The sequence below is a fragment of the Acinetobacter sp. ANC 4910 genome (genome assembly GCF_004331035.1).
Classification (GTDB): domain Bacteria; phylum Pseudomonadota; class Gammaproteobacteria; order Pseudomonadales; family Moraxellaceae; genus Acinetobacter.
Map to the genome: position 1 here is coordinate 51383 of NZ_SJNT01000004.1, position 26342 is coordinate 77724.

The 26342-nt window shown below is 38.5% G+C and carries 18 protein-coding genes, 2 tRNA genes and 1 CRISPR repeat array; of the genes, 10 read left to right on the plus strand and 10 right to left on the minus strand.

From position 1 onward, the window contains the following. Positions 1-32 precede the first annotated feature (32 nt). Complete coding sequence (locus E0H82_RS05140) at positions 33-1667, plus strand: long-chain fatty acid--CoA ligase (RefSeq protein ID WP_131263877.1); 1635 nt, start codon at positions 33-35, stop codon at positions 1665-1667. A gap of 39 nt (positions 1668-1706) precedes the next feature. Further along, positions 1707-2528, plus strand: a complete 822-nt coding sequence (locus E0H82_RS05145; RefSeq protein WP_131263649.1) for an SDR family NAD(P)-dependent oxidoreductase — start codon at positions 1707-1709, stop codon at positions 2526-2528. A 96-nt stretch (positions 2529-2624) separates the two neighbouring features. Here E0H82_RS05145 and E0H82_RS05150 read toward each other — a convergent pair whose 3' ends face one another. Beyond that, entirely contained in the window at positions 2625-3239 is a 615-nt protein-coding gene (locus E0H82_RS05150; protein ID WP_131263650.1) for a MarC family protein, read from the minus strand. Between the two features lie 199 nt (positions 3240-3438). Here E0H82_RS05150 and E0H82_RS05155 point away from each other — a divergent pair, with 199 nt between their 5' ends. The 3 genes from E0H82_RS05155 to E0H82_RS05165 all read left to right on the plus strand — a co-directional run bounded on the left by E0H82_RS05155 (position 3439) and on the right by E0H82_RS05165 (position 6888). Next, entirely contained in the window at positions 3439-3642 is a 204-nt protein-coding gene (locus E0H82_RS05155) for a GMC oxidoreductase (RefSeq protein WP_228258630.1), read from the plus strand. 596 nt (positions 3643-4238) lie between these two features. After that, positions 4239-5867, plus strand: coding sequence for a malate dehydrogenase (quinone) (mqo, locus tag E0H82_RS05160; protein WP_131263652.1), 1629 nt, complete (start codon positions 4239-4241; stop codon positions 5865-5867). A gap of 535 nt (positions 5868-6402) precedes the next feature. Then, complete coding sequence (locus E0H82_RS05165; protein ID WP_131263653.1) at positions 6403-6888, plus strand: hypothetical protein; 486 nt, start codon at positions 6403-6405, stop codon at positions 6886-6888. A gap of 99 nt (positions 6889-6987) precedes the next feature. On the opposite strand, the gene E0H82_RS05170 is transcribed toward E0H82_RS05165, so the two are convergent. Then, on the minus strand, positions 6988-7185 hold the full coding sequence (locus E0H82_RS05170; protein WP_131263654.1) for a hypothetical protein: 198 nt from the start codon (positions 7183-7185) through the stop codon (positions 6988-6990). 295 nt (positions 7186-7480) lie between these two features. Between E0H82_RS05170 and E0H82_RS05175 the strand changes: the two genes are divergently transcribed. Continuing rightward, complete coding sequence (locus E0H82_RS05175) at positions 7481-7771, plus strand: hypothetical protein (protein WP_131263655.1); 291 nt, start codon at positions 7481-7483, stop codon at positions 7769-7771. A gap of 280 nt (positions 7772-8051) precedes the next feature. On the opposite strand, the gene E0H82_RS05180 is transcribed toward E0H82_RS05175, so the two are convergent. Continuing rightward, a tRNA-Arg gene (locus E0H82_RS05180) sits at positions 8052-8123 on the minus strand. A gap of 286 nt (positions 8124-8409) precedes the next feature. After that, positions 8410-8486, minus strand: a tRNA-Ile gene (locus E0H82_RS05185). Positions 8487-8646: 160 nt separating this feature from the next. Between E0H82_RS05185 and E0H82_RS05190 the strand changes: the two genes are divergently transcribed. Further along, the gene (locus E0H82_RS05190) at positions 8647-9921 is read left to right on the plus strand and encodes an integrase family protein (protein ID WP_131263656.1); all 1275 of its coding nucleotides are present in this window, start codon (positions 8647-8649) and stop codon (positions 9919-9921) included. A gap of 583 nt (positions 9922-10504) precedes the next feature. Here E0H82_RS05190 and E0H82_RS05195 read toward each other — a convergent pair. The 3 genes from E0H82_RS05195 to E0H82_RS05205 all read right to left on the minus strand — a co-directional run bounded on the left by E0H82_RS05195 (position 10505) and on the right by E0H82_RS05205 (position 13284). Next, entirely contained in the window at positions 10505-10960 is a 456-nt protein-coding gene (locus tag E0H82_RS05195; RefSeq protein WP_131263657.1) for a DUF2147 domain-containing protein, read from the minus strand. A gap of 347 nt (positions 10961-11307) precedes the next feature. Beyond that, a complete protein-coding gene (locus E0H82_RS05200; RefSeq protein WP_131263658.1) occupies positions 11308-11784 on the minus strand; it encodes an ester cyclase in 477 nt (158 codons plus the stop codon). 63 nt (positions 11785-11847) lie between these two features. Continuing rightward, entirely contained in the window at positions 11848-13284 is a 1437-nt protein-coding gene (locus tag E0H82_RS05205) for a gamma-aminobutyraldehyde dehydrogenase (protein ID WP_131263878.1), read from the minus strand. Positions 13285-13957: 673 nt separating this feature from the next. On the opposite strand from E0H82_RS05205, the gene E0H82_RS05210 reads away from it, so the two are divergent. The 3 genes from E0H82_RS05210 (at position 13958) to E0H82_RS05220 (ending at position 18440) form a co-directional block, all read left to right on the plus strand. Beyond that, the gene (locus tag E0H82_RS05210; RefSeq protein ID WP_131263659.1) at positions 13958-15454 is read left to right on the plus strand and encodes an APC family permease; all 1497 of its coding nucleotides are present in this window, start codon (positions 13958-13960) and stop codon (positions 15452-15454) included. Between the two features lie 209 nt (positions 15455-15663). Then, positions 15664-16989 (plus strand): APC family permease, encoded by a 1326-nt coding sequence (locus E0H82_RS05215; protein WP_131263660.1) that lies wholly within the window; start codon positions 15664-15666, stop codon positions 16987-16989. A 32-nt stretch (positions 16990-17021) separates the two neighbouring features. Further along, positions 17022-18440 (plus strand): NAD(P)/FAD-dependent oxidoreductase, encoded by a 1419-nt coding sequence (locus tag E0H82_RS05220; RefSeq protein WP_165492924.1) that lies wholly within the window; start codon positions 17022-17024, stop codon positions 18438-18440. Between the two features lie 95 nt (positions 18441-18535). Then, positions 18536-23604: a CRISPR direct-repeat array (repeat unit 28 nt; unit sequence TTTCTAAGCTGCCTGCATGGCAGTGAAC). A gap of 131 nt (positions 23605-23735) precedes the next feature. Here the strand turns inward: E0H82_RS05220 and cas6f are convergent. From cas6f to cas7fv, 3 genes are read right to left on the minus strand one after another with little or no spacing between them, the layout of a single operon-like run. Further along, positions 23736-24323, minus strand: coding sequence for a type I-F CRISPR-associated endoribonuclease Cas6/Csy4 (cas6f, locus tag E0H82_RS05225; protein ID WP_131263661.1), 588 nt, complete (start codon positions 24321-24323; stop codon positions 23736-23738). 8 nt (positions 24324-24331) lie between these two features. After that, a complete protein-coding gene (cas5fv, locus tag E0H82_RS05230) occupies positions 24332-25342 on the minus strand; it encodes a type I-Fv CRISPR-associated protein Cas5fv (protein ID WP_131263662.1) in 1011 nt (336 codons plus the stop codon). 11 nt (positions 25343-25353) lie between these two features. Next, a complete protein-coding gene (cas7fv, locus tag E0H82_RS05235; protein WP_131263663.1) occupies positions 25354-26334 on the minus strand; it encodes a type I-Fv CRISPR-associated protein Cas7fv in 981 nt (326 codons plus the stop codon). Positions 26335-26342: the final 8 nt, after the last annotated feature.

A 26342-nucleotide genomic window follows, 5' to 3' on the forward strand; every position in this document is an offset into this window, starting at 1 on the left:
TATTAGAACAATAGAAACCAAGGATGAATGAAATGTTTGGCAAAATGATGCATCAATCTTTGTTGATTAGTAATTTACTAGAGCATGCAGCAAGGTATCACTCCGATACCTCTATTATTTCACGTGAAGTGAATGGTCAAATTACCACGACCAACTGGTTACAAGTTCAACAGAACAGTAAACGTCTGGCAAATGCTTTCTCTGCATTTGATCTCAAAGCTGGTGATCGTCTTGCTACCATTGCATGGAACAACCATCGTCACTTAGAAACTTGGTATGCGATTTCGGGAAGTGGTTATGTTTGCCATACCATTAACCCGCGTTTATTCCCGGAACAATTAGTTTTTATTATTAATGATGCTCAAGATAAAGCGATTTTCTTTGATTCAACATTTTTACCATTAATCCAAGCGATTCAAGGTAAAGTACCTTCTGTTGAGCGTTTCATTTGCTATGGTTCACGCGATGAAAAAATCGCTGAAGCTTTACCAAATGTCCTGTTCTATGATGAGCTGATTCAACATCAATCTGCCGAATTTAGCTGGCCACAATTTAGTGAAGAGACACCAAGTTCTCTCTGCTATACCTCAGGTACAACCGGCAACCCTAAAGGCGTATTGTATAGCCATCGCTCTACGTTATTGCATACACTTTCAATTAGCTTACCAGACTCACTTAACTTGTCTGCAAAAGATATTGTGATGCCTGTAGTCCCGATGTTCCATGTAAATGCATGGGGCGTACCTTATGCAGCTGCAATGGTTGGCTGTACCATTGTACTTCCAGGACCTAACCTTGATGGTGACAGCCTTGTTAGCTTAATTGATGATTATAAAGTCACTGTGGCTTTAGGTGTACCTACCATCTGGCAAGGTCTACTTGCTGCTGCGAAAAAGCGCGGCACTAAGTTAGAAAGCATGGCGCGTAATGTCGTGGGTGGTGCCGCATGCCCTCCTTCAATTATTCGTGATTTCAAAAACAACTATGCTTGTGACACTATTCACGCTTGGGGTATGTCAGAAACTAGCCCATTGGGTACAGCGAACCAACCAAAAGCAAAACATTTAGCCTTAAATGAAGAAGAATTCGAAAAATTACGTTTAACTCAAGGTCGTCCACCATTCGGTGTTGAATTACGTATTGTTGATGCTGACAACCTAACGGCTTTGCCAAATGATGGTCACACGCAAGGTAATTTACAAATTCGTGGTCCATGGATTGTTGACACCTACTTTAACCAAGAGAAAAGTGCGACAACGGCTGATGGCTGGTTCGACACTGGTGATATCGCAACGATTGATGTCGATGGTTATATGAGCATTTGCGACCGTGCCAAAGATTTAATTAAATCTGGTGGTGAATGGATTTCTTCGGTTGAAATTGAAAATATTGCAGTCGGTCACCCTGAAATTCGTATGGCGGCAGCAATTGCAGCACGTCATCCAAAATGGGATGAACGTCCAATCCTGATTGCAGTGAAACAGGAAAACTCGAACCTAACTGAAGAAGAAGCGCGCGCTTACTTTGAAAATAAAATTGCACGTTGGCAGATTCCTGATGTGGTGATTTTTGTTGATGCTTTACCAGTCAATGGTACAGGTAAAATTGTAAAAGCTACGTTACGTACACAATTTGGTGATGTTCTACTTCAACATGAAGTGGTTTAAGACTTCACTCTTTTAAGTTGTCAAAATAAGGAAATTGAGATGAAAAATACAATGAAAAAAACAGCATGGGTTACGGGCGGTAGTAGCGGTATTGGTCTTGAACTGACTAAACGCTTACTCAAAGATAAGTACCAAGTGTGTATTTTTGCCCATGCAGGCATTGAACAAGCCGTTACTGACTTGCAAAAGCTTTCCCCGTCGGTTTGTGGTTTTGAAATTGATGTGCAAAATGAAAGTACGATGGATGCAAAATTTGCAGAAGCCGTTACAGCATTTGGTACACCAGATTTGTTGATTAACTCAGCAGGCATCAGTATTGCGAAGAATTTCGATGAAATGACTTCGCAAGAGTTCGAAAGACAGATCAATATTAATCTTATCGGCAGTCGTAATGTCGCACATGCTGCTTTACCGCATTTAAAGCAAGCAGTACAGCAAGGTAAACGTCCTAAGATCGTGTTTATTGCATCTGCCGCGGGTCTAGTGGGTTGCTATGGCTACACAGGTTACTGCTCATCTAAATTTGGTGTGGTCGGCTTAGCTGAAGTCCTTCGTATGGAATTACGTAGCCAGAAGATTGATGTTGCCGTGGTTTGCCCACCAGAAGTAGACACGCCACTTGTGGAAGAAGAACGTAAAAATGGTTCACCAATTACAGCAGCATTGAAACAATTAGGTGGAAGCATGCCTGTAGATAAAGCATGTAAAGAAATTTACCAAGGCATTTTTTCTTCTGAATTTATGATTATTCCGGGAACTCAGGCACGTATTCTTGCTAAACTTTCACGTGTTTTACCTGATGTATATCGCGGGCAAATCGATAAGAAGTTAGATAAAATTATCGAAAGATTCGCATCTTAACTGAACTTAGAAGGTTTAGCCTCTAACTCAACCTTCTTTTTAAAACTAAAAACCGGACTTTATATGTTCGGTTTTTAGTTTTAACTCCCCTGAAGATTACATTTCAGCCATCACACCAATAATGCCGTTAATAATCATATCCACCGCAATGGTTCCAATCAGTAATGCCGACAACCGTCCGACAATATCGACATAACGGTCTATATATTTGGCATGCTTATAGCGCAAATGATCATGGGCAAATTTCATTAAAATCATCAACACACAGGTCAGCGTTAAAGTTAAGAAAATAATCATGGCTGCACCTCCAATTGGCAGCGACATGCCCGTTACCACAGCAGCACTAATCGTTCCCGGCCCAATCATAAAAGGCATGGCAATGGTTCCTGCCAAATGCTCAGGTGCACCACGCATTTCCCCAATGGTATCCGCCCCCTGAAACACGTAGCGATAGCCAATCACCAAGAAGATCAGACCACCAAAAATTTGAAAGGCTTCAAAGCGCACATTTAAATATTTACTAAAAATAGCTTCTCCACCCCATGCAAACAGCATAAATACTACAAAGGCAATCAGACAACCCTGAATCAAAGCTTTATTAAACACTTTCGCTTCGGAGTTCCGAATCATACCAATCATGTAAATACTCATTAAAAACGGATTCAGCAATGAGAAAAACAAAGCAAATGCATGTAAATATGAGGTCAACATGATTTCTCCTAATTATCCTTAAAGGTCTGGAAATAAGGGATAATTCCCTGAACCGATTGATTGATCTGTAAGAAGGTCATGGGAACATAACAATCCAACACATCATGAATCACTTGCATTTTGGTAGAACCAACAAAGACGTTGCACAAATAAATTTCAAAACGGTAATAGAACCACTTACCCAGTTGCCGAGCTCACAATATATTGGGACAGATACCATCGATTCTGTCATTGTAAAATGACTAAAGCTGCAATGTCTGTGTTAGATCGGCAAGGACATATACATGATATGTTAAGCTTTCGAATGATCATTACTTCGATTATGCCGTTCATTCTCATGGGTAACTTAAATGCCACCACTATTATGATGACTGAAAAAATGGCGGCTCAAATCTGTGGTTGACAGGCTTTCGCACGATCGCTGCACCCGATTCCCAAGCGCTTGGAACCGAATCATCTAATTCATTGAATATCAACAAAACCACATTATTGAGATCAATTAATGTGGTGTTATTATTTCCCTATACTTATTAGGTATTATAATTAGATATATTTTGAATATGTTTTCATTATTTTAATTGTTCACTCCTTCTGCATTATCTTATGGCGGAGATTATGCTGTACTGATAGTAAAAAATTGGGGTGAATCAACAAAAAACTCTAGTCTATTGATTTATAGAAGAAATAAATTTATCCTAAATCACTGAAATTCATAAAAAATAAATTAACCATCACTCAAATTTATAGATATTATATCGACATTTATAATAAAAATTACTGAGTCAATACTTATTTCGTCTAAAATGGCAACCGATTGGAAATGTGTGGTTGAACTAAAAGGTACATTTTTTCTTAGTTTTAAGGATTCATGTATTTCACTCCCTCTCTTCTGAACTTTTAGTTTGCCACCATTTCCGTCAACTTCTTTTTTTATTTTTCGTTCTTATTCTCTATTCGCTCTAAAGCGATGCCAACACCTGCTCCCAAGGTTTAAATCGCATGAAAACTTTTTTAAAATACCTCGCGGTATTTATCGTACTGCTTTTGCTTGCAGTATTGATTTTTTTATTCCGACCAACTGTGTCTAAAAAAATTCAAACCTCAAATAATGAACCTGTGGTAGATGCTGTTTTGGTTGGCGGCGGAATTATGAGTACCACCTTAGGTACTTATCTGACCGAACTTGAGCCAAACTGGCAAATTCGCATGTACGAACGACTTGATCAAGTTGCCCAAGAAAGCTCGAATGGCTTTAATAATGCAGGAACTGGTCACTCTGGCTTTATGGAAATGAACTATACGTCAGAAAAAGACGGCAAGATGGACATTACCAAAGCCGTAAAAGTTGCTGAACAGTTTGAAGTCGCTAAACAATTCTGGTCATATCAAGTCAAACAAGGTGTTTTAGGCAAACCAACTAGCTTTATTAACCCTGTTCCTCATATTGCATTTGTATGGGGAGACAACGTGAATTTCCTAGAAAAACGTTATGCTGCCATGGTTAAAAACCCTATGTTCTACGGCATGAAGTTCTCTGAGAACCCTGCCGAAATTAAACAATGGGCACCTTTGGTGATGAATGGTCGTGATGCAACACAAAAAGTCGCTGCAACACGTATGGATGTGGGTTCGGATGTGAACTATGGTTCAATCACCACACAATTGGTCGATCACCTTAAAAAGCAATCTAACTTCCAACTACAAACCTCTACTGAGGTGACTGGCATCAGCCAAAATGATGACAAAACTTGGACTGTATCTTTCAAAAATTTGAAAACAGGTGCAACCAATCATGTCAAAACTCGTTTTGTGTTTATTGGTGCAGGTGGTGCAGCAGTTAAACTCTTGCAAATGACAGGTCTTCCTGAAGCAAAACAATACGCTGGCTTCCCTGTAGGCGGTGTGTTCTTAATGACAGACAATCCTAAAGTCACCGCAGGTCATACCGCCAAGGTCTATGGTCGTGCCGAATTAGGTGCTCCGCCAATGTCTGTTCCACATATTGATACCCGCTATATTGATGGTAAAAAATATGTGCTCTTTGGCCCATTTGCGACCTATTCAAATAAATTCTTAAAGCAAGGTTCTCAGCTTGATTTATTAAAATCGACCACGAAAAACAATGTATTACCCATGACTGCTGTCGGCATGGAAAACCTTGATTTGGTCAAATACTTAGTAAGTCAGGTCATGATGTCTGATGAAGATCGTTTTAATGAATTGAAAAAATACTATCCTGATGCAAAACCAGAAGACTGGCATTTGAATCAAGGTGGTCAACGTGTTCAAATCATTAAGAAAGAACCAGGAAAGCCTGCAAGTTTGCAATTTGGTACAGAAATTTTCGCGTCGAAAGACGGTGCTGTAACAGCATTGCTGGGTGCTTCACCGGGCGCATCAACTTCACCTTATATTATGTTGAGTTTGCTTGAAAAAGCATTCCCGCAACAAGTACACGGTGAATGGAACCCGAAATTACATGAAATTGTAAAATCGTATCAGCAAGAACTCAGCACAAACCCTGTATTATTGGATCAGGTGCGTCAATACACCAGCCAAACTTTAGGGTTGAAATATACGCCAATGATTCATCAGTCGCTGTCAGTAAAGCACAATAAGCCTTTCTAAAATACAAAAGGATGGACTTCGGTACATCCTTTTGGCCTTATCCCCATTACAAATTTGATTTATGCCTTTTTACGCTCCGATGCATTTGCTGCATTTCGTTCGTGCGATTTTTCTTTTATTCGTAGTCATTGGGCAGATCGCTATAACTGTCAGAAAATTTACAATCCAGTTTTTGTTGGAGTTGTACTCTGCCACTGCTGTTTTATTTTCCTTTTTAATTATTATGAAAAATAACAGCTTACACAAAATTTCCTTTTATTGGATGCATTGCTACCCTGAATGGCATATTGGTGACCTCTGGGAATCAATTAGAAGCATTACAAAGTAGCATTACGACGCGATATTTATCAGTTACTCCTGCCCTATTGATTGATGGAAGTATCTGTTTAATCAGCTTCTTTTTCACCAGAAATTTACTAAAAACACCATTAAGTCATGAGAAATATACAATACTTACAACAGAAAAATAGAAGCTTACAGAGAATATGCCTATGCTTATTTTATGCGTAATGAGTTAGGATAAGGATTGATTTTTATGGCAAAAACAACCGAATTGACCCATCGACTTTATACGCTAATTTACTTTTTAATGATCTTTCTTATATTGGCGTATTGTATATTCAATGCCATTTATACGGTCATCATTGGCGGAACCACTTTTTATTTGTTTGCCAGTTTTATTTTGACGCTTCAATGTATTTTTGCTTTACGGACTTCACTCGACAGCCGTATCTATGCCAGTCTAGGGCTTGTACTACTGATTATTGGGCTAATGTATACCCATGGACTCGATTTTTTAAACCATTTAAAAGCGATTGTGCTGATTCCAGCTTTAATTTTGACTTTTTTTGGACTGGATAATTTATATAAAAACCCAACCAAACTTGTTTATCTTAAAATTGGACTCATTCTCGGTTTACTGCTTGTAGCTTATAGCCAATATTATGATTTGGTTGAACTACAAAATTATTATCATTCTTTGCATAACGGTGAGACTTGGCAGCAGTTTGGTGCGTTATAACCCCCAAAAAAAGAATTTCACAATTTTAAGATTTTACCTCTGCTAATTCATATCACATTCTATAGTCCCAATAAAAAACCGCCTGAAAGGCGGTTTTTACTAGTCTACAATTGCAGACCAGAGTGAATAGAATGCCTGAATATCGGATTCAAGAAATTCATCATTTTCAGCATCATAAACAAAAGATTTTTCTTCTAATAAGTATTCGCCATCTTGTTCACTAAGATATTTTTTTAAGAAAGTTTTAAAGTTATTTGCTTGATCAGGGAAAACTTGTTCTCCGTCAAAAAAGATCATAACAACCTCGAACTACCTAAATTAGCTCAAATTTTAACACATATGTTGACTTTTATCAACATATGATAAATTAACGATAAATACATCACTGTTTTATAAAGAAAAACAAACTGAAAAATAAAGTTTGTTAATTATAACTTCATAAAGTTACATGAAAAAGATGCCTATAATTTCAACTTATAAATCTATTAACGCAATTAATGTATCATTATATTAATTTAGTGTGATTTAGTTTGCATTTTACACATATGCTTCTAAAATAAAGAAAGGAATAAGAAAAAGAGGCTCAAAGCTCATGAATTTCGATGTATTCTTTACTGACAAAGATCGCCATGAAGCGATTGATACTGCAAAGCAAATGGTATTTTTGCCAGAGAACTGCTATTTCCTAGAAAACCTAAGTCCAACAATAAACTTTTATCAAAATAAGGATAATGAAATTTTTGCTAAAGTTGTTGTTTCATATCAAAATTGTGTAACCGAGCTAGTCACGGATAAACCTTTTACCCTCAAATTTCACGATAATGGAGTGCATCAATTTTGGGAATATATAGATAATGGCCCTAAAGATAAGTGGCTCATGTGATGCGTTATTTTCAGCACCAAACACCACAATCAATAGAATGAAAAGGAAATGCTCATGTATAGGGTTTCCTTTTTTATGGTCTATACTATTTTATAAAATCTAAACTCAACAACACCGCAGTACTTCACTATTTCTAATTATTACAGTGCCTTAGACTTAAAGTGTCAAACTTTTCAATTTTTCTTTTCTCGATATGAGCACGCCTATTTAAGCTCCAAAATACTTAATTGTAAAAAATTCAAAGATTATGATCCTTTTTATATTTGCTTTTTATCATTAGCGCGCCATATAGGGCTCGAACCCACGACTATCCGCTTAGAAGACGGAGGCTCTATCCAACTGAGCTAATGGCAGTTTGAGTAGCGACATTCAATTTAAATGAATAAAAAGTGCTTCCATCGGTGCCCTGATATTGCTTAAGCTCCAAAGCAAGTGCTAAGAGTAAAGCGCTAATTGAAATGGATATAAAGAGAAATGCCTAATCAGGCTTATAGCTTAATTGGCTATTGTTTATTAGGAAGTAACATTAAAGCTTTAGATTTCTATTTAGTGCAGAATGGAAAGTAAAATTTTGTTTTTCTAAAATTAGAGTACAAAAAAACCACTCACAATTAGTACATGTAAGTGGTCGTTTTATTTGGTGGGCCCACCCAGACTCGAACTGGGGACCAACGGATTATGAGTCCGCTGCTCTAACCGACTGAGCTATAGGCCCTATACTATTGCAAAACTATTATATTCAACAGTTTGGCTGTGCAGCAATACTATCTAACATTTCCCTATTGAGCAAGTATTTTTTGCTTGTAGACGCATAGTAGACGCTAGAAAATATTGTGCTATATTGCTAAATATTGCAATTGATAGCGATTCTAGCGATGTCATTTCAAAGAGTAAAGCTAACAAAGACATTTATTGATCAACTCGAAATGACGCCTGCTATCTATAGAGACAGTGACTTGATCGGCTTTGCTATTCGGGTCAATACTACTTGTAAAACCTATATCGTTGAGAAAAAAGTCCTTGGCAAGACTGTACGGTCTACAATTGGTCTACATGGAAACTTAACCCTCTCCCAAGCACGCGATATTGCCAGCGACAAACTTGCCCAGATGTCTCAAGGCATCAATCCAAATGAAACCAAAAGAAAAATAATTGCTGAAGGAAAAACAAAATCAGATTTACGCAAAATTAAACCAACATTAAAACAAGCATTTGATCATTACCTTTTATATAAAACCCTCAAACCTAGATCAATCAAAGATTACACGCTGGTGGTTGATGACTACCTAAAAGATTGGAATGACATAACACTGGATAAAATTTCCAGATCAATGATTCACGCCAAGCATTCTGAATTATCACAACGAAGCTTGGCTCAAGCAAATATGGCAATGCGTGTTTTTCGAGCCCTCTATAATTACTCGGTTGAGCATTATCTGGATGAAAATAGCAGACCTATTTTAGATACTCATAATCCAACCAAGACGCTGGATGCTAAAAAAGCATGGAATAAAATTTGCTGCCGCAAAACCTATATTAATGAAGAGCAACTACCTCACTGGATTAAAGCAGTATTTGAATATAAAGACCGTGGTCAACAGCGAGAAACCAATCGAGATTTTCTACTTACCTTAGTGCTTACAGGATTCAGACGTGAAGAATGTGAATCTTTAACTTGGACCAATATTGACTTAAAGCATGGTCGAATCACCTCTATAGATGCAAAGTATAGTGAAGCATACACTCTGCCTATGGGCGACTTCCTATTTACCCTCATGAAAAAACGTTATGCTCAAGCCAAAAATGAATGGGTATTCCCTTCTGCCAAATCTACCTCTGGTCATATTGTGAATATTTCCAAAGTACGCCAAAAAATCAATAAATCCTGTGGCATTGAGTTTAGCTTCCATGATCTGCGTAGAACCTTTGCTACTATTGCTGAAAATCTTGATTATGGACAATACACAATTAAACGCCTACTGAACCCAAAAGATGATGATCGAGACATAACTGTAGGCGAAAGGAAATTAAGAGAAGCAATGAATGCTATTGAAGACATTGTTTTAGGGACTTATAAAACAAGCTTAGAAGAAGAAGCTATGCTGTCTTCTCTTGGCACCAAATCTGATAGATTAGAATTTGATACTTGATTTGATATTTCCAATATTTTTTCAAACTCATCGTAGCAAAATATTCTATTTTTGTTTTTAAATAAAAACATATAAGTCTGAATAAAATTTTCTACTTTTACTTGGCTTTGTTACACAAAGCTGTCCATAATGCTTTATTCAGTCATATATTCCTCAGATAAACAAACCTACATCTACAATCTATCGCTCAACCAATTGATTTTCTTATCATCAAACTTTGCTAAATCAAGCCAATATATTGCTCTGGGTTGATCACCATACTCAATGGTATGCACAAGCAAGAAGCATACAAGAACGAAATCAAACTGGCTCAGATACAGCTATTCAGTACTGTTTAATGATGAATACTTATGCGACAAAACTGAAGTTCAATTAAAAGAAGATCGTCGAACAATAGAGAAATTTTTTGGCATTATTGATAATGTTCTATATGTTTTAGCTGTTCAATCTTGCAGACATTATCACAATATACATCTCATGGATTAATGCTCGTTCGCACCAATATCCATGTAAAAAACCATCAATTGATGGTTTTTTAGAAATCAACAAAAGTGACTTCCTAAAGTCACATTCGGAGACTTGTTTATAATTTCTTCCAAGTCATGATTGTCGTAGTGTTATCAGACTTTGACTTGCCAAAAACCTTCATTTGCTCACCAGTATTACTGAGATCTGCATTAATAATATAAACAAGGCCATTTTGTGGGTTAACCCATACCCCATTATTAAACTTATTTTTTGATGTTGCCTGCATATTCGTAAGGATTTCTAAACCGAATAAGTTTTGATTCTTTAATGCACCTTTGCACTTGGTACAGACATCTGTCGCTACTGTACCTGGTAATGCATATGACTTAGTGATGGCTGCGCTATATTGTTGAGTCTTTGAATTCTTACGAATAGCAACTTCTGTAATGTAATTTCCAGATTTATCATCAATTACTTTCCATGAGCCTAATAGTTGATCCACGGGCATTGCTGCTAAGAATTGAGTTGAACCTAACAATAAAGTCGAAGCAAATAAAGTTCTAAATTTCATAAAATTGTCATATATTAAAAAGCATCGGGATTATAGCAAAGCACACCCCTTATAGAATTATTAATTTAAATCATATGCATAGTTTGCTGAAATCATATCCAGCTTCATTTTTTTTGAATTTTTATAGGTCTGCTTGATCGTGTCATAGCGTATAGCAATTCCTCTAAATTCCTGAGGTCTTGCAAATGCTGTATTGCTGTTTTTACTATCTTCTCTCGCTCAAATAGTGCGAGCCATATCCCAAAGCTGAATTCTCCGACCATAAAAAACATATGCCCAAACCCAACTTTACTCATTTATAGCAACATAAATGACATGCAGTAGAGTCTGGGCTTATGTGTAGCGGATTACCAGCCTAACTGCTTATTTAAAGTCGCAGAATCGTAGTAGTCGCCTTGGTAAACAATTTTGTCGTTTTTAACACGAACAAAACTCACACCTTCAAAGTTAATTGGCTTATTCGTTGCAGGTGTATCTTTGCTCCATGCACCAGTATTATTGCCTGTAAAGCGCCATTGGAAAGAAATGCCATCTTTACTTACAATTGGAGCACTCGTCATTTCCCATTTCAAATTAGGCACAGCATTAATAAATACACTGATAACGTTATCACGTGCTGCAACTTGCCCTTTTTGTGGCGTACCTACAGCAGCATCATAAAATACGCCATCTTTAGCAAAATAAGAGGCTGCTTTGCTAGAATCATGTTGATTCCAAGCTTGCATATATGATGTAACAACTTGCTTAGGTGGTACAGCCGCATGAACAACTGTGACACCCGCCATTGCAGGAACTAAAATAAGTGCTTGTAAAATATTTTTCATGTGTATTCCCTTTAGAAAAAATATGTTAGTTAAATGATGATTGCAGGTGCATCATGCCGAAGATTAATCTTCGTAAGCACTCATCACGTGTTTAATACGGGTATATTCTTCAAAGCCATAGCTTGATAAGTCTTTGCCATAGCCTGACTTTTTAAAGCCACCATGCGGCATTTCGGCAGTAAGCGGAATATGTGCATTCGTCCAAACCGTACCGAAATCTAAATCACGGCTAAAGCGCATGCTACGGCTATGGTCATTTGTCCAAACACTTGAAGCGAGACCAAATTCAACATCATTGGCTTTGTCTAGTGCGTCAGCTTCATCTTTGAAGGTTTGGATGGTGACAATTGGGCCAAAAATTTCATTTTGGATGGCTTCGTCGTGCTGTTCTAAACCACAAATAATGGTCGGCTCGAAATAGTAACCATCGTATTGAGTCACTTGCTTACCACCAGTCACAATTTTGGCATGTGCAGGCAAGCGGTCTAAGAAGCCTTTCACATGTACAAGCTGGCGTTGGTTGTTGAGTGCACCAAATAAAGCTGTTTCATCATCTGGCAAACCACAGTGAATTTGCTTGGTTTTTGCAACCATTTTTTCCACAAATTCTTCATAAATGCTTTCTTGGACTAAAACACGTGCCGCAGCAGTACAGTCTTGTCCTGCATTGAAGAAGCCAGCGATGCTGATTGCATCTGTTGCTTTTTCAAGATCCGCATCTTCAAATACAACTACAGGCGCTTTACCGCCCAGTTCCAAGTGCGCTTTTGCTAAATTGCTTGCCGCTGAAGCAGCCACTTGCAGTCCTGCACGAACAGAACCTGTAATTGAAACCATTGCAGGTACAGGGTGAGAAACAACTTTTGAACCTGCATCAGCCAAACCTAAGATGACATTAATGGCACCTTTAGGGAAAAACGGGGCAGCAATTTCAGCAAGTAGTAACGTGCTATTTGGTGTTGTATCACTTGGTTTTAATACCACTGTATTACCCGCTGCTAAAGCAGGAGCAATTTTCCAAACAGCCATTAATAATGGGTAGTTCCAAGGCGCAACTTGACCAACAACACCAATAGGTTCACGACGGATACTTGAAGTAAAACCTTCTAAGTACTCAGCAGTTGCCTTTCCTTCTAAGCAGCGGGCCGCACCAGCAAAAAAACGGATGTGATCAATAGAAGTTTTAATTTCTTCAGCAGCAATCATGTGTTTAAGCTGACCTGTTTCTACACTCTGTGTATCTACAAGTTGATCTGCATTTTTTTCTAATGCCTCTGCAAAATCCAATAATGCTTTTTGACGTATTGAAGGTGTTGAGCGTCTCCAAACTTTGAACGCAGCTTTTGCACACCCATATGCATAATCTACATCTTGTTGTGTTGCATTTGGCGATTGTGCATAAATTTGACCGTTTACAGGGCTAATTAAATCAAAGAATTCAACCCCTGTTGTTTGAACAAATTCACCATTAATAAAGTGCTTTAATTGTTTAACGTGCATTTGAACAAACCCATTCGCCTGTCCTAAATTTTCACCAATATGTAGGTCTGTCATGCAATTTCCTTATTCAGCAATTCAAATAAAATATCTATCTATTCACCACAATTGCTTATTTATTATTTATTATTTTTTTTGTCAAGAATATTTTAAAACCAAGTCGGAACAAAGCCGCCCAAGAATTATAATTAATATATTTACATTTTTTAATTTTAACTTTACATTTTTATTTTAAATTTACATTTTTACATAATATTAAATATTTTAAGTTATTGTTTTACATCAATTAAAATTAATTTTAAAAATAACAACACATAACGGAAATAAATAAAAAAACACATAATATAATGGCAAAAATTTTATTTTAAAAAAAATTGGCTCCTGCTCAAATTAATAAATTGGCTCTCGTTTGTAATTATAAAAAAAGACAAATTAGGCTATGTAAATGTATAGCGATTTGAATCATTCATATCAAAAAATAAATGATATTCAATCTCAAATCGTGAAAAAGGAATTTCATTTCAAAACAGGAAATTTATTGTTCTGCATCAAGGAATTAAATTTTCTGCGTTCAAATCGAAGACTTTTATACTCAGAATACCCCACGCTCCCAAAGCAGGATTGGGAAAATTTTAATACTTATGTATTGAACTTTATTGCTAAATAAGGAAATTGCATGAATGACCTTCCTATAGGTGAAAATGTAGGACAAGAGACGAATTCATCGTCTGTCCAAAATTCACAGTTTGAACGATCAATTGGATTGATCTCGAATTTCTCACTTGGTTTTACTTATCTATCACCATTAACAGCCGTTTATTCATTATTTGCGCTTGCTATTACGCTTGCTGGCCCACCATCAATTTGGTGGATTATGGTTGCAGCTTTTGGTCAATTATTGGTCGCAATCGTATTTGGCGAAACCGCGTCACAGTATCCAATTACTGGAGGACTGTACCCTTGGGCTAGACGTCTATGGGGAAGAAAGTATGCTTGGATGGCTGCATGGATTTATCTTTGGGCTTTAGTCGTTACCGTAACGTCTATTGCTGAATATAGTGCAGGATTTGTGGCTTCGTTGTTCCATTATGAACCAACGGCAATGAATTGTTTAATCACGACCATCGTATTGTTAATCTTATGTATGGTTGTGAATATGTCTGGTACCAAAAACCTTGCACGTGTTGCTAAAATTGGTTTCTGGTGTGAAATTGTGAGCGTAATCGCGTTGGGAATCTACTTATTGATTTTCCATCGTGCTCAACCGTTCTCGATTGTATTTGATACCATGGGCGTTCTTGCACAAGACGGTTCATATACAACAGCATTCTTCTCTGCATCACTACTTGGTTTATTCATGTTCTTCGGCTTTGAAGCCTGCGGTAACGTCGCTGAAGAAGTTAAAAATCCAAGCCGCCAAATTCCAGTGGCAATGATTTTGAGTATTGTATTCGGTTGTATCTCTGCAATGGTCTCGGTATTAGGTTATTTACTTGCATCACCAAACTTACAAGCAATTGTAAATGGGCAAGTGACTGATCCTATTCCATTTATCTTACGTGATACGTTGGGTACAAATGGTGCAAATCTCTTTATTGTGATTGCTATTATCGCGATGCTTTCTTGTATCTTGTCTTTACAAGCTGCTCTTAGCCGTCTTTTGTTTTCTTTCGCACGTGACCAAATGCTGCCTGGAAATAAATGGATTGCTAAATTATCGAAGCAAAATGTACCTGATAACGCCATGATTTTAAGCTGCTTGTTGCCTTTAATTTTCTGTGTTGTGGTTTATTTCTCACCAGATAACTTAGCGCGAATCACGGCTTTTGCTGTCATCGGTATTTATGTTTCTTTCCAAATGGTTGTATTTGCCGCGTTGAAAAACCGCTTAAAAGGTTGGAAACCTGCTGGTGAGTGGAGTGTGGGTGCTTGGGGTTTACCTATCAATGCACTAGCTCTTGCTTATGGTTTGGTTGCAATTTATTTGCTTGCTCAACCTGCAGACGTTCCTTCATTCTTTGACCGCTGGATTGTACTCATTGGTTTAGGTTTTGTGATTGTAAGTGGTTTGCTTTACATGTTTACTGCCAAACCTTATGGCAAGTCACAAGCACCTGAAAATGATGCAATTGCACATGCTGCTGAACTGCGCCAAAAGCGTAATGCAGCTTAATTCCTCTTCATAAGAAGCAAGGTAAATCTATCATTCAACGGTAAAGCTTGCCTTTACATATCATTGAAAAACAAATGTTAAGAGCGTGGTGCCTAAAGAATTGAGTTCTTTGTGTACTGCGCTCTACAGACATTTATACCTTATTTACAGCTTTTTAAGTCATGGATGACTTTTCCAAATGATTTAAAACGATTTACAGGTTTTAATACATGGACAATCGCAGCACTAACATTCGCAAACTCACATTAGCGCAAGTGATTATTGTGGGCATTGCCTATATGACCCCGATGACTGTTTTTGACACTTTCGGTATTGTATCGGACATCACCAATGGTCGAGTTCCCCTCGCCTACATCTTCGCACTTTTTTCCATGTTACTGACGGCATTTAGTTATGCTCGATTAAGTAAGCAAACTGACCGTCCGGGTTCTGCCTATACTTATACAGCTGAAAGTTGTGGCTCTTCTGCAGGTTTCTTTGTTGGTTGGTGTTCATTACTCGATTATATTCTGCTTCCGTTAATTAATGCGTTACTGGCGGGAATTTACCTCCATGCTTTAATGCCAGCAGTGCCTTATGCTGCATGGGTATTTGTTGCGGCAGGATTAGTCACATTAGTCAATTGCTTTAGAATTCATATTCTTGCAAACCTTTCCCTAATCTTTGTATTCGTACCTTTAATTCTACTGGTTGTCTTTATTTATTTAGTGATTAGTGGCATTGGTTCGAATGGCTATGAACATGTATTGACCTTAAAACCATTATTTAATGGCGATACCAGCATTGTGCCATTAATTACGGGTGCATCTATTCTGTGTTTTTCGTTCTTGGGTTTTGATGCTGTAACCACCTTGTCTCATGAAACCAAAGACCCGAAAAAGACCATTCCTCGTGCTGTCATGTTGACCACATTTATAGGTGGTTTCATCTTTATTTCTGCATCGTGGTTTATTCAGCTTTATTTCCCAGATAACGCGCGTTTTAAAGACCCCGAAGCAGCTTTACCAGAAATTGCTTTATATGTGGGCGGCGCATTATTCCAAGCATTATTTTTGGTTGGACAAATCATGAATACCGTTGCATCTGGATTGGCTTCTCATGCAAGTGCTGCACGTTTAATTCATATCATGGGCCGCGATGGTATTTTCCATAAAGGCATCTTTGGTTCAGTCAACCAAAAATTAGGTACACCTTTATATTCAGTGATTACCATTGGTGTGGTGTCTATGACAGCAATGTTCCTAGATTTATCTACCGTTCTGAATTTAATCAGTTTTGGTGCCTTAATTGCTTTTACAGCCGTGAACTTCTCGGTATTTATGAAGTTTTATGTGCATGAAAAGCAACGTGCAGGTTTTAAAGCTTTCTTCTTAAATCTTTGTTTACCTGTGTTATCTGTACTATCCCTTGTTGCAATGTGGCTCAATCTAGAATCCAGTGCATTACATTTTGGTCTTGGCTGGCTAACTGTTGGCATCGTGTTGTTTGTGTACAAGAAAATTCGCAAACAAAGCATCGTGCTTAGTAATGCTTAAGCTTATTTACCAAATTTAAAAGAGAGTTCCAAATGTCTATCGAAGTGACTAAACCCATTTTACTCAATGATGTCGCATTTAAAGCCAGTCAATATCAACAAACTGGTAAAGAATGGAACTGGATTGCAGCTTCACGCGGTCAGTTCGAACATCCTGCCAACTACTATGAAAGTTCATTGCAAGATTGGCATACTTTCGATGTGCTGAATGCAAATATCGAGTGTGATGTGCTTGTGATTGGGGGTGGACTATTAGGGACCTCAACAGCACTTCACTTGGCTGAACAAGGTGTAGACACCGTTCTGGTTGAAAAAAACCGCATTGGCAGTGCTGCTTCTGGGCGTAATGGCGGACAACTGACTCCAGGTTTGGCGCGTTGGGAAGCAGAAACCATGGCGGAGCACTTCAGTTTTGAAGATGCGAAAAAATTATGGCATTTTACTTCTACTGAAGCCATGTCGTTAATTGACGGCATCAGTGAAAAATATGACTTACATTTGCAACGTAAACGTGGTCATATCACGGCTGCGGTGCATTCTGGACATTTAGATGCTTTGCGTGATGGTATGCAAGCACGTGAATATTTAGAAGAAAAAAATACAGCAATGCTCAGCCAAGATGAATTGCGTACGCATATTCGTTCTGAAAATTATTTTGGCGGCTTGTTAGATCACCTAGGGGGTCATATTCATCCCCTAGCCTTAACCCGCGGTTTGGCTTATGGTTTTTGTCAAAATGGTGGCAAAATTTATGAACAAACTGAAGTGCAATTGATTCAAGAGCGTGCCGATGGTATTTATGTCACCACTGCAACCGGTGTGATTAAAGCACGTAAAAGTGTGGTGATGGCGGTACATCATGCGTCGTTTACACTATTGGAAGAACGTAAACAAACCACCATTCCTTTTTATACTTATGTATGTACCACGGCACCATTAGAGCTTGATTTAAAAGAATTACTCCCAACGGATATGCCAGTGTATGACACGCAGTTCCAAATTGACTATTATCGTGGCGTATCTCAAAACCGCTTGTTGTTTGGGGGTGAAGGGACAGGTTCTTGCTGGGATGCACAGCAAACTCACGACTATTTGCTGGGACGTATTAAGCATGTATTCCCGCAATTAAAGCAGGTTGAGATTGACTTTGTTTGGAGTGGTAAAACTGACTTAACCGTGAATGGTGCTACTGATAGCCGTAAGTCTGGCAACAAGTTCCCTATTTATGCGGTACATGGTTGGAGTGGACATGGTGTGGCACAAACTGTACGAATTGGTAAAGCGATTGCAGATGACTTTTGCGGTCAATCGGATGATTTTGAAATGCTGACCAAAATTCAACATATGAATATTCCGATGGGTCGTGCGTTAGCGCCTATTGTAATTCCAATTGCTAAGAGCATGTATGGCATTGGCGCGATGATTAATCCAGGAAAAATGGTGTCGTTCTAATTCATTTTTAGATCAGTTCAAAGGCTGCCTATGTGCAGCCTTTTTGCTTATGTGGTAATGAAAAACGACTGCGGTGCCGTGGCTAGAAGCCAAGATTTCTAAGCTGCCTGCATGGCAGTGAACATCAATGCGAACGCTTTCAATGACGCCAATCTTTTCTAAGCTGCCTGCATGGCAGTGAACGAACAGCACGAAAAACGAAAATCTGAGAGCGTTTTCTAAGCTGCCTGCATGGCAGTGAACAAACAATACTGGACTTCGCCTCGCTTTGATCATTTCTAAGCTGCCTGCATGGCAGTGAACCGTGAATCATTTATTATCAAGTTTTTCTATACTTTCTAAGCTGCCTGCATGGCAGTGAACTTATCTCAGGCAAATGGTGAAAGTACTGTTGATTTCTAAGCTGCCTGCATGGCAGTGAACATATTACGTACCAGACAAGTGGCGTTGTGTAATTTCTAAGCTGCCTGCATGGCAGTGAACTTGAATTAAGCGCTTGCCCTCGTCGATCTTTTTTTCTAAGCTGCCTGCATGGCAGTGAACGTAATCCCCTGACGCCCCAACGATAGACGGCCTTTCTAAGCTGCCTGCATGGCAGTGAACGGTGAATGCGTAGGCGTGAATCTTTTTTAGTTTTTCTAAGCTGCCTGCATGGCAGTGAACATGAAAGACGAGATTGACGCGTGGGCGGAGAATTTCTAAGCTGCCTGCATGGCAGTGAACGCAAAAATCATCACGGTATCTGGTGTTGTTTCTTTCTAAGCTGCCTGCATGGCAGTGAACAAGGGTAATTTGCTCCATTACCTTACCCTTTATTTCTAAGCTGCCTGCATGGCAGTGAACCATCACTTACATCTTTAAAGGTAACTGTTGAATTTCTAAGCTGCCTGCATGGCAGTGAACCTGAATGAGCACATTCGCTTCATAGTCCTGAATTTCTAAGCTGCCTGCATGGCAGTGAACTACCACCTTTCGGCTCAGGCCTATCTTCATGTTTTCTAAGCTGCCTGCATGGCAGTGAACAACGATGATAACATGCCTGATGATGAACGGAATTTCTAAGCTGCCTGCATGGCAGTGAACACGCAACTAAACAATTTCTAGACAGTGTTTCATTTCTAAGCTGCCTGCATGGCAGTGAACTTTCTTGAATTGCTTGTAAGGTATCAGAAAAATTTCTAAGCTGCCTGCATGGCAGTGAACCAAACTGCGATCATTAAGATCAAAGAAACGGTTTTCTAAGCTGCCTGCATGGCAGTGAACTATCGTCAGGTTTTGGCTAGTGGATACCGTATTTTCTAAGCTGCCTGCATGGCAGTGAACTCAAGACAAAATATTGTTATGAATATACTTATTTTCTAAGCTGCCTGCATGGCAGTGAACACTGCAAGAGAATTCAAGTTGTATTCCTATAATTTCTAAGCTGCCTGCATGGCAGTGAACAAACCAAGAGACCAACCTGATTCTTTATAAAATTTCTAAGCTGCCTGCATGGCAGTGAACACTTTGGTGTTTGAATCAAAAACATTCGTATATTTCTAAGCTGCCTGCATGGCAGTGAACCTAAATCACGTGCAATTGCAGCTATTTACCGTTTTCTAAGCTGCCTGCATGGCAGTGAACGCTGAACAAGGATGACTATATCGAATTGTATTTTTCTAAGCTGCCTGCATGGCAGTGAACGCAACAGCAACCGACATTATTCGCATGATCTTTTTCTAAGCTGCCTGCATGGCAGTGAACCTGTTTCAGTGAGCCGTATTATCCCTATGCGTTTTCTAAGCTGCCTGCATGGCAGTGAACCAGTCACTCTATTATTGATTTGATCAATCTGGTTTCTAAGCTGCCTGCATGGCAGTGAACCTGTGTTTGTAGATCCATTTAGTATTCCTCTTTTTCTAAGCTGCCTGCATGGCAGTGAACATTACTTTGATTTTGATACACCTCAATATCTATTTCTAAGCTGCCTGCATGGCAGTGAACGAGCAAATCATCATAGAATTCTGTATTTTTAATTTCTAAGCTGCCTGCATGGCAGTGAACCCAATGTTTCCCAGTTACCGCCAGTTACAGAATTTCTAAGCTGCCTGCATGGCAGTGAACTACAAAGAGCTCTTAACCTTCTAAACAATCAATTTCTAAGCTGCCTGCATGGCAGTGAACTTGAAGACAGCGCGGGGACCAAGGTTCCTTATTTTCTAAGCTGCCTGCATGGCAGTGAACAAGTCAGCATTGGTATCAGTCGCATTCAGCAATTTCTAAGCTGCCTGCATGGCAGTGAACCGATTAACATTGCTTCAATTAATGTACAGTAATTTCTAAGCTGCCTGCATGGCAGTGAACTCTGCAAATCCTGAGCCTGAAACAGAACCTAATTTCTAAGCTGCCTGCATGGCAGTGAACTAGCTATCTGCAATCAGGCACTAAACTTAATTTTTCTAAGCTGCCTGCATGGCAGTGAACGTGTTTGCATGTCGCCCACCTTGTTTTACTAATTTCTAAGCTGCCTGCATGGCAGTGAACACACACGACAAACCTTTGCCATTTCACATGCATTTCTAAGCTGCCTGCATGGCAGTGAACCTCTCGATCTTCTTTGTTTTTTGGGTTTAATTTTTCTAAGCTGCCTGCATGGCAGTGAACTGCTGAGCCTTCTGGTACCACTTCACCCCAAATTTCTAAGCTGCCTGCATGGCAGTGAACCTAAAGCTATGGCAGAAGGAGGAATGATTGCATTTCTAAGCTGCCTGCATGGCAGTGAACATGCAAAAAATTAATATTTTCAGTAGTTATATTTTCTAAGCTGCCTGCATGGCAGTGAACGTTCTTATCCTTTTAATGCTTTAACTAAATAATTTCTAAGCTGCCTGCATGGCAGTGAACCACTTATTACCGCAAACATGTAATTGAGCCTTTTTCTAAGCTGCCTGCATGGCAGTGAACGCTTTGGGCTTGCATTACGTGCAGGTGCATTATTTCTAAGCTGCCTGCATGGCAGTGAACTGATTCGTTTTGCCTGTTGAGCAAAATCAGATTTTTCTAAGCTGCCTGCATGGCAGTGAACCATAAAAATAGCCTTTTTGAAACAGAAAAAGATTTCTAAGCTGCCTGCATGGCAGTGAACGACTCCAAACGGATTTGAAGTTCAAGCAGCTTTTTCTAAGCTGCCTGCATGGCAGTGAACCTTCTTGTATGCATTCTTTTGATCCAAAAGCTTTTCTAAGCTGCCTGCATGGCAGTGAACTTTATGGCTGCATGTCCAGTTTCAATGTTATGTTTCTAAGCTGCCTGCATGGCAGTGAACGGAACTTTTTGCTATACCCATCACGACAGAAATTTCTAAGCTGCCTGCATGGCAGTGAACAGGTGGCATAAGTGAATCAAGACCAACAAACATTTCTAAGCTGCCTGCATGGCAGTGAACTCATTACGCTTGATTCGCCATTACTACTTACGTTTCTAAGCTGCCTGCATGGCAGTGAACGAGAATGAGCGTACGTCAGTGCAATTGGTTCATTTCTAAGCTGCCTGCATGGCAGTGAACTCAATCGTGCGCTGAAAAAGAATGCACCAGAATTTCTAAGCTGCCTGCATGGCAGTGAACTCACCACGGTTTTGTCGCCACGGTCACCACTTTTTCTAAGCTGCCTGCATGGCAGTGAACACCTTATCTAGGCTTTTCTCGAGCCTTTCATCTTTCTAAGCTGCCTGCATGGCAGTGAACAGATTGGCTTAAATATGCAAGCGGCGATATTGTTTCTAAGCTGCCTGCATGGCAGTGAACATAAATACAAATTCGCTCAGATTTATTTCAATTTTCTAAGCTGCCTGCATGGCAGTGAACAACTGCAGGCAGTAACAAAATGGGTGTCTGTTTTTCTAAGCTGCCTGCATGGCAGTGAACCATCACTCACCCCGTCTAAGCTATCTTGAAATTTTCTAAGCTGCCTGCATGGCAGTGAACTCAATTAACGTACAGTAAGGGGTTTAAAGCATTTTCTAAGCTGCCTGCATGGCAGTGAACATAGTCCACGCTCTTTACGCTGTCAGTTAAAATTTCTAAGCTGCCTGCATGGCAGTGAACTTGTTTTGGGCGCTGTGCTTATTCCGTTGTTTTTTCTAAGCTGCCTGCATGGCAGTGAACTAACCGCTCCTTGCTCGAATTTGACAGCATATTTTCTAAGCTGCCTGCATGGCAGTGAACTTCAAATTTACTTCTTGATGACAATGCCACCGTTTCTAAGCTGCCTGCATGGCAGTGAACCAATAAAGTCTAGACCGAAGCCAAGAGATGCATTTCTAAGCTGCCTGCATGGCAGTGAACAATAAGTTAATGACTATTGCTACTCCTTCCACTTTCTAAGCTGCCTGCATGGCAGTGAACGGCTGAATCATTGATGCATAAATTTGTGTCATTTTCTAAGCTGCCTGCATGGCAGTGAACAGGAAGGCGACACGCCAATTGCTGAAATTACATTTCTAAGCTGCCTGCATGGCAGTGAACCTTCATGATGAATTTTTTAGCATCCCTTCGATTTTCTAAGCTGCCTGCATGGCAGTGAACTTCTTCAATCAATGCTTCTTGATAGTTTGATATTTCTAAGCTGCCTGCATGGCAGTGAACTTCTTCAATCAATGCTTCTTGATAGTTTGATATTTCTAAGCTGCCTGCATGGCAGTGAACAACTAAAACAATGAGTAAATTGTGTGATGATTTTTCTAAGCTGCCTGCATGGCAGTGAACCCAACACTACGTTCTAAACGTAACCGCTTTCTTTTCTAAGCTGCCTGCATGGCAGTGAACCAGTATTGCTAAAGAGTTATGCATTCACGCCATTTCTAAGCTGCCTGCATGGCAGTGAACTGGAATGTGGTATTTGTTATGCAATGGTCATTTTTCTAAGCTGCCTGCATGGCAGTGAACTGTAGTAAGTACACGGTTGCTGAATATCATTTTTTCTAAGCTGCCTGCATGGCAGTGAACCTTGCTATATGTTTGTGCTTTAATTTCTATTCTTTCTAAGCTGCCTGCATGGCAGTGAACGGAACCAAGGCTGGGGATGGTGTCAGTACGTTTTTCTAAGCTGCCTGCATGGCAGTGAACACGTATTGGATATTTCCATGAGGATACATCTTTTTCTAAGCTGCCTGCATGGCAGTGAACAGTAATTTTATAGCAAAAAATAAAGTTATAACAGTGAGTTAATACTAAAAATCTATAAAAGACCCAAGTTTTGACTCACGTTTATAACCTATTGATTTTATTAAGCTGTTAAAGAGTTTAAAAATATTGGGTTAAAATTCAGGTACAGAACTCTGTGAACTTAAACCATAGGTACTAAAAACCTGACTTTCAGATTGTTCAGCATTTTTCTTTTCTATAAAAAGTTTAAACATTTGATCTGAAGTTAAACTTTTCATTTGGACAAATGGCAGATCCGTTGTTGTAACAACATTGCTATAACGAGCCAAAGCTTCATCAAAACCAATATCACCGCGTTTTACGCGATGGCGCGCCAAACGTTCGGCATTGGTTTTCACTTGCTTACGTTTATAGATGGCATAACTTTTTATATTCTCTGGGACTTCTCGAATAGAAGTGATATGAACATAATCAGTGAATCGATCTAACCATTTTTTAAGATCAAGTTTTTTCAAATCAGCTTCATTTTGAGCAAAAATTCGAAGCTTTGTACCCAAAAACCCAATACTTTTTTCCTGATTAAAACGATATTGGGGAAAAGATACGCCAATATTTACCTTATCATTTATGTCTTTTACTTCAGCAAAAGCAATGTGCAATTGTGTATAAAGTTTCGACCATAATTGATAAGTCACCAATTCAGGATTTTCGATTAAGGTCACCTCAATATAATATTTCATCGATCACCTCATCGAATATCTATGACATAAGCAAGACCTTTTTTACCTAAGTAAAAAGATGATACGCCTGCATTCTCAATTTTTTCTTCCAAATCTCGTGCCTGATCTTTAGAAAGATGAAGCGTAATTTCCAAACGACCACTCGCTTTTGTTAAGAAGTTTTTAACTTTACCTTCACCTGCTAAAAAATCATTCTTGATATATGGATTTCCCCAAATGATTTTTTTATTTCCAGTTGTATAACGATCCATAAAGTCTTTCTTCGTAAATCCTCTTTTTGAAATACCACTTAACCCACCAGATTTTGTCAAAATTTCTGAAAGATCATAATGCTGAGCAAGCCTAGAGATTTGTATATATAAAGCCGAAGTATAAAAACTAACTGGTGTGAACAAACCTTTTGCTGTCAATTTGAAATCAACATCAGGAAAGTTTTGTACAATATACTCATATGCTTTTTGTAATTCATCTACAAGTTCAATTGGCTTTAAGGCATTCAGTTCCTCTAACTGATTAATGACAATCAAAGGATCTAATACCTCATCAAATGATGGGAATCGATAGTTTTCATCTAATATAAATTGGACAACAGTATCAATATCCTGAAAAAGTATTCCCCAAAGCCTAGATGAAAATTCAGACGTAAAAGCTTTATCCTGAGCTTTGATCATTCCTGTAAATGCATTTTGATCAGTACTTCCAGAGATATTTCGCAAAAATATCATTTCCTGATCAAGTACCGCAGTATCTTTAATATCACTCTCATTCAAGATTTCTTCAATTTCTTTAAAATAGTAATTAGGTTCATTTCTAGCTTGATATAATTTTCGTTGATCACCAATCAAACGATTCAATATCCCCATTACAGTATTTTTAGTAATAGCCCTTGCCTTATAATTATTCGCTTTTTTATCACCCAAAGCAGTCATTGAACCGATAAAATTTCTTTTAACTGTATTATCTTCACCATCCAAAAATGAATTTCGCCATGAAGACTCATATTCAATAATGATTTGCATAAATCACCCCATTATTGTGCTTCGAAGTAAACGGCATAATCCATTTGCGGTTCTAAATTTGCTTGTTCCGGCGAACGTTTAATACGCATCATTTTATTACTATCGTTATAATCAACTTCTACAGATTCAACGTACATATAACCTTTTGCCTGCTTAATACTGAGTTCACGTAATAAGCTTAATGTTTCATTTACTAAAATATCAATCGCAGTGTTATCCAATAAAATGCCGACTTCACCTTCTTCAAAGATTGTGCCTTTACGTACATAATTCGCATGAAAAATTGCTTTAGGCTGACGACTTGGGTCCAATTTTTGAATAAATTCTTGCACAGTTTCAGCAATTTTTTCGCCTTCACCCTCTTTAATAATCATTGATGCACGATCAAATTTTTTATCCAATGAAATGAATTCTAATTGTTCAATACTGATTGAACCATAAGCCACATATTCAGTATCACCAAAAGTTGTTTTTGAATAAAATGAATTACTCGCTACATCTTTCCCTTTATCATCTTTACCTTTTTCTTTGGAACCTGAACGCCCCATTTGTTCAAAATTACCATTACCCAACTGATCAATAAAATCTGTAATTAATAATGGGCTAGTCCGTTTACATTGACTTGATGGCACAACATAACCACGAATTAAACCTGTGATTGATGCTAGTACATCAATCAAGTTTTTATCTTTGGCATAATGTAAATCATATGCTTGGTCACGGAACAAATGATGACGAATACAGTTTTGACTGATATATAAAGGCGTTTTCGAAAAGTCGATATCTGAAGCTTCTTTCTTATATTTATAGCCTGTTTCTTCTTTAATTTTACCTGTTAAATTAGAATAGCCGCGTAATTTAGGCAAACTATGATTATCCACAGTCGTACCATCATCACCCGTTAATGTCGTTGGACCATTCCAATTCACAACGCCATAACCATATGCCGTAATTTTAAAATCTACGCTTTTAATTCCTGTAACTTTTGACATTTTTTTAC

Coding starts and splice junctions, on each gene's coding strand:
- E0H82_RS05220 (WP_165492924.1), top strand. CDS start 17,022: ATGTCTATCGAAGTGACTAAACCCATTTTACTCAATGATGTCGCATTT.
- E0H82_RS05195 (WP_131263657.1), bottom strand. CDS start 10,960: ATGAAATTTAGAACTTTATTTGCTTCGACTTTATTGTTAGGTTCAACT.
- E0H82_RS05210 (WP_131263659.1), top strand. CDS start 13,958: ATGAATGACCTTCCTATAGGTGAAAATGTAGGACAAGAGACGAATTCA.
- cas7fv (WP_131263663.1), bottom strand. CDS start 26,334: ATGTCAAAAGTTACAGGAATTAAAAGCGTAGATTTTAAAATTACGGCA.
- E0H82_RS05145 (WP_131263649.1), top strand. CDS start 1,707: ATGAAAAATACAATGAAAAAAACAGCATGGGTTACGGGCGGTAGTAGC.
- E0H82_RS05150 (WP_131263650.1), bottom strand. CDS start 3,239: ATGTTGACCTCATATTTACATGCATTTGCTTTGTTTTTCTCATTGCTG.
- cas6f (WP_131263661.1), bottom strand. CDS start 24,323: ATGAAATATTATATTGAGGTGACCTTAATCGAAAATCCTGAATTGGTG.
- E0H82_RS05165 (WP_131263653.1), top strand. CDS start 6,403: ATGGCAAAAACAACCGAATTGACCCATCGACTTTATACGCTAATTTAC.
- E0H82_RS05190 (WP_131263656.1), top strand. CDS start 8,647: ATGTCATTTCAAAGAGTAAAGCTAACAAAGACATTTATTGATCAACTC.
- E0H82_RS05205 (WP_131263878.1), bottom strand. CDS start 13,284: ATGCACGTTAAACAATTAAAGCACTTTATTAATGGTGAATTTGTTCAA.
- E0H82_RS05215 (WP_131263660.1), top strand. CDS start 15,664: ATGGACAATCGCAGCACTAACATTCGCAAACTCACATTAGCGCAAGTG.
- cas5fv (WP_131263662.1), bottom strand. CDS start 25,342: ATGCAAATCATTATTGAATATGAGTCTTCATGGCGAAATTCATTTTTG.
- E0H82_RS05175 (WP_131263655.1), top strand. CDS start 7,481: ATGAATTTCGATGTATTCTTTACTGACAAAGATCGCCATGAAGCGATT.
- E0H82_RS05200 (WP_131263658.1), bottom strand. CDS start 11,784: ATGAAAAATATTTTACAAGCACTTATTTTAGTTCCTGCAATGGCGGGT.
- E0H82_RS05170 (WP_131263654.1), bottom strand. CDS start 7,185: ATGATCTTTTTTGACGGAGAACAAGTTTTCCCTGATCAAGCAAATAAC.
- E0H82_RS05140 (WP_131263877.1), top strand. CDS start 33: ATGTTTGGCAAAATGATGCATCAATCTTTGTTGATTAGTAATTTACTA.
- mqo (WP_131263652.1), top strand. CDS start 4,239: ATGAAAACTTTTTTAAAATACCTCGCGGTATTTATCGTACTGCTTTTG.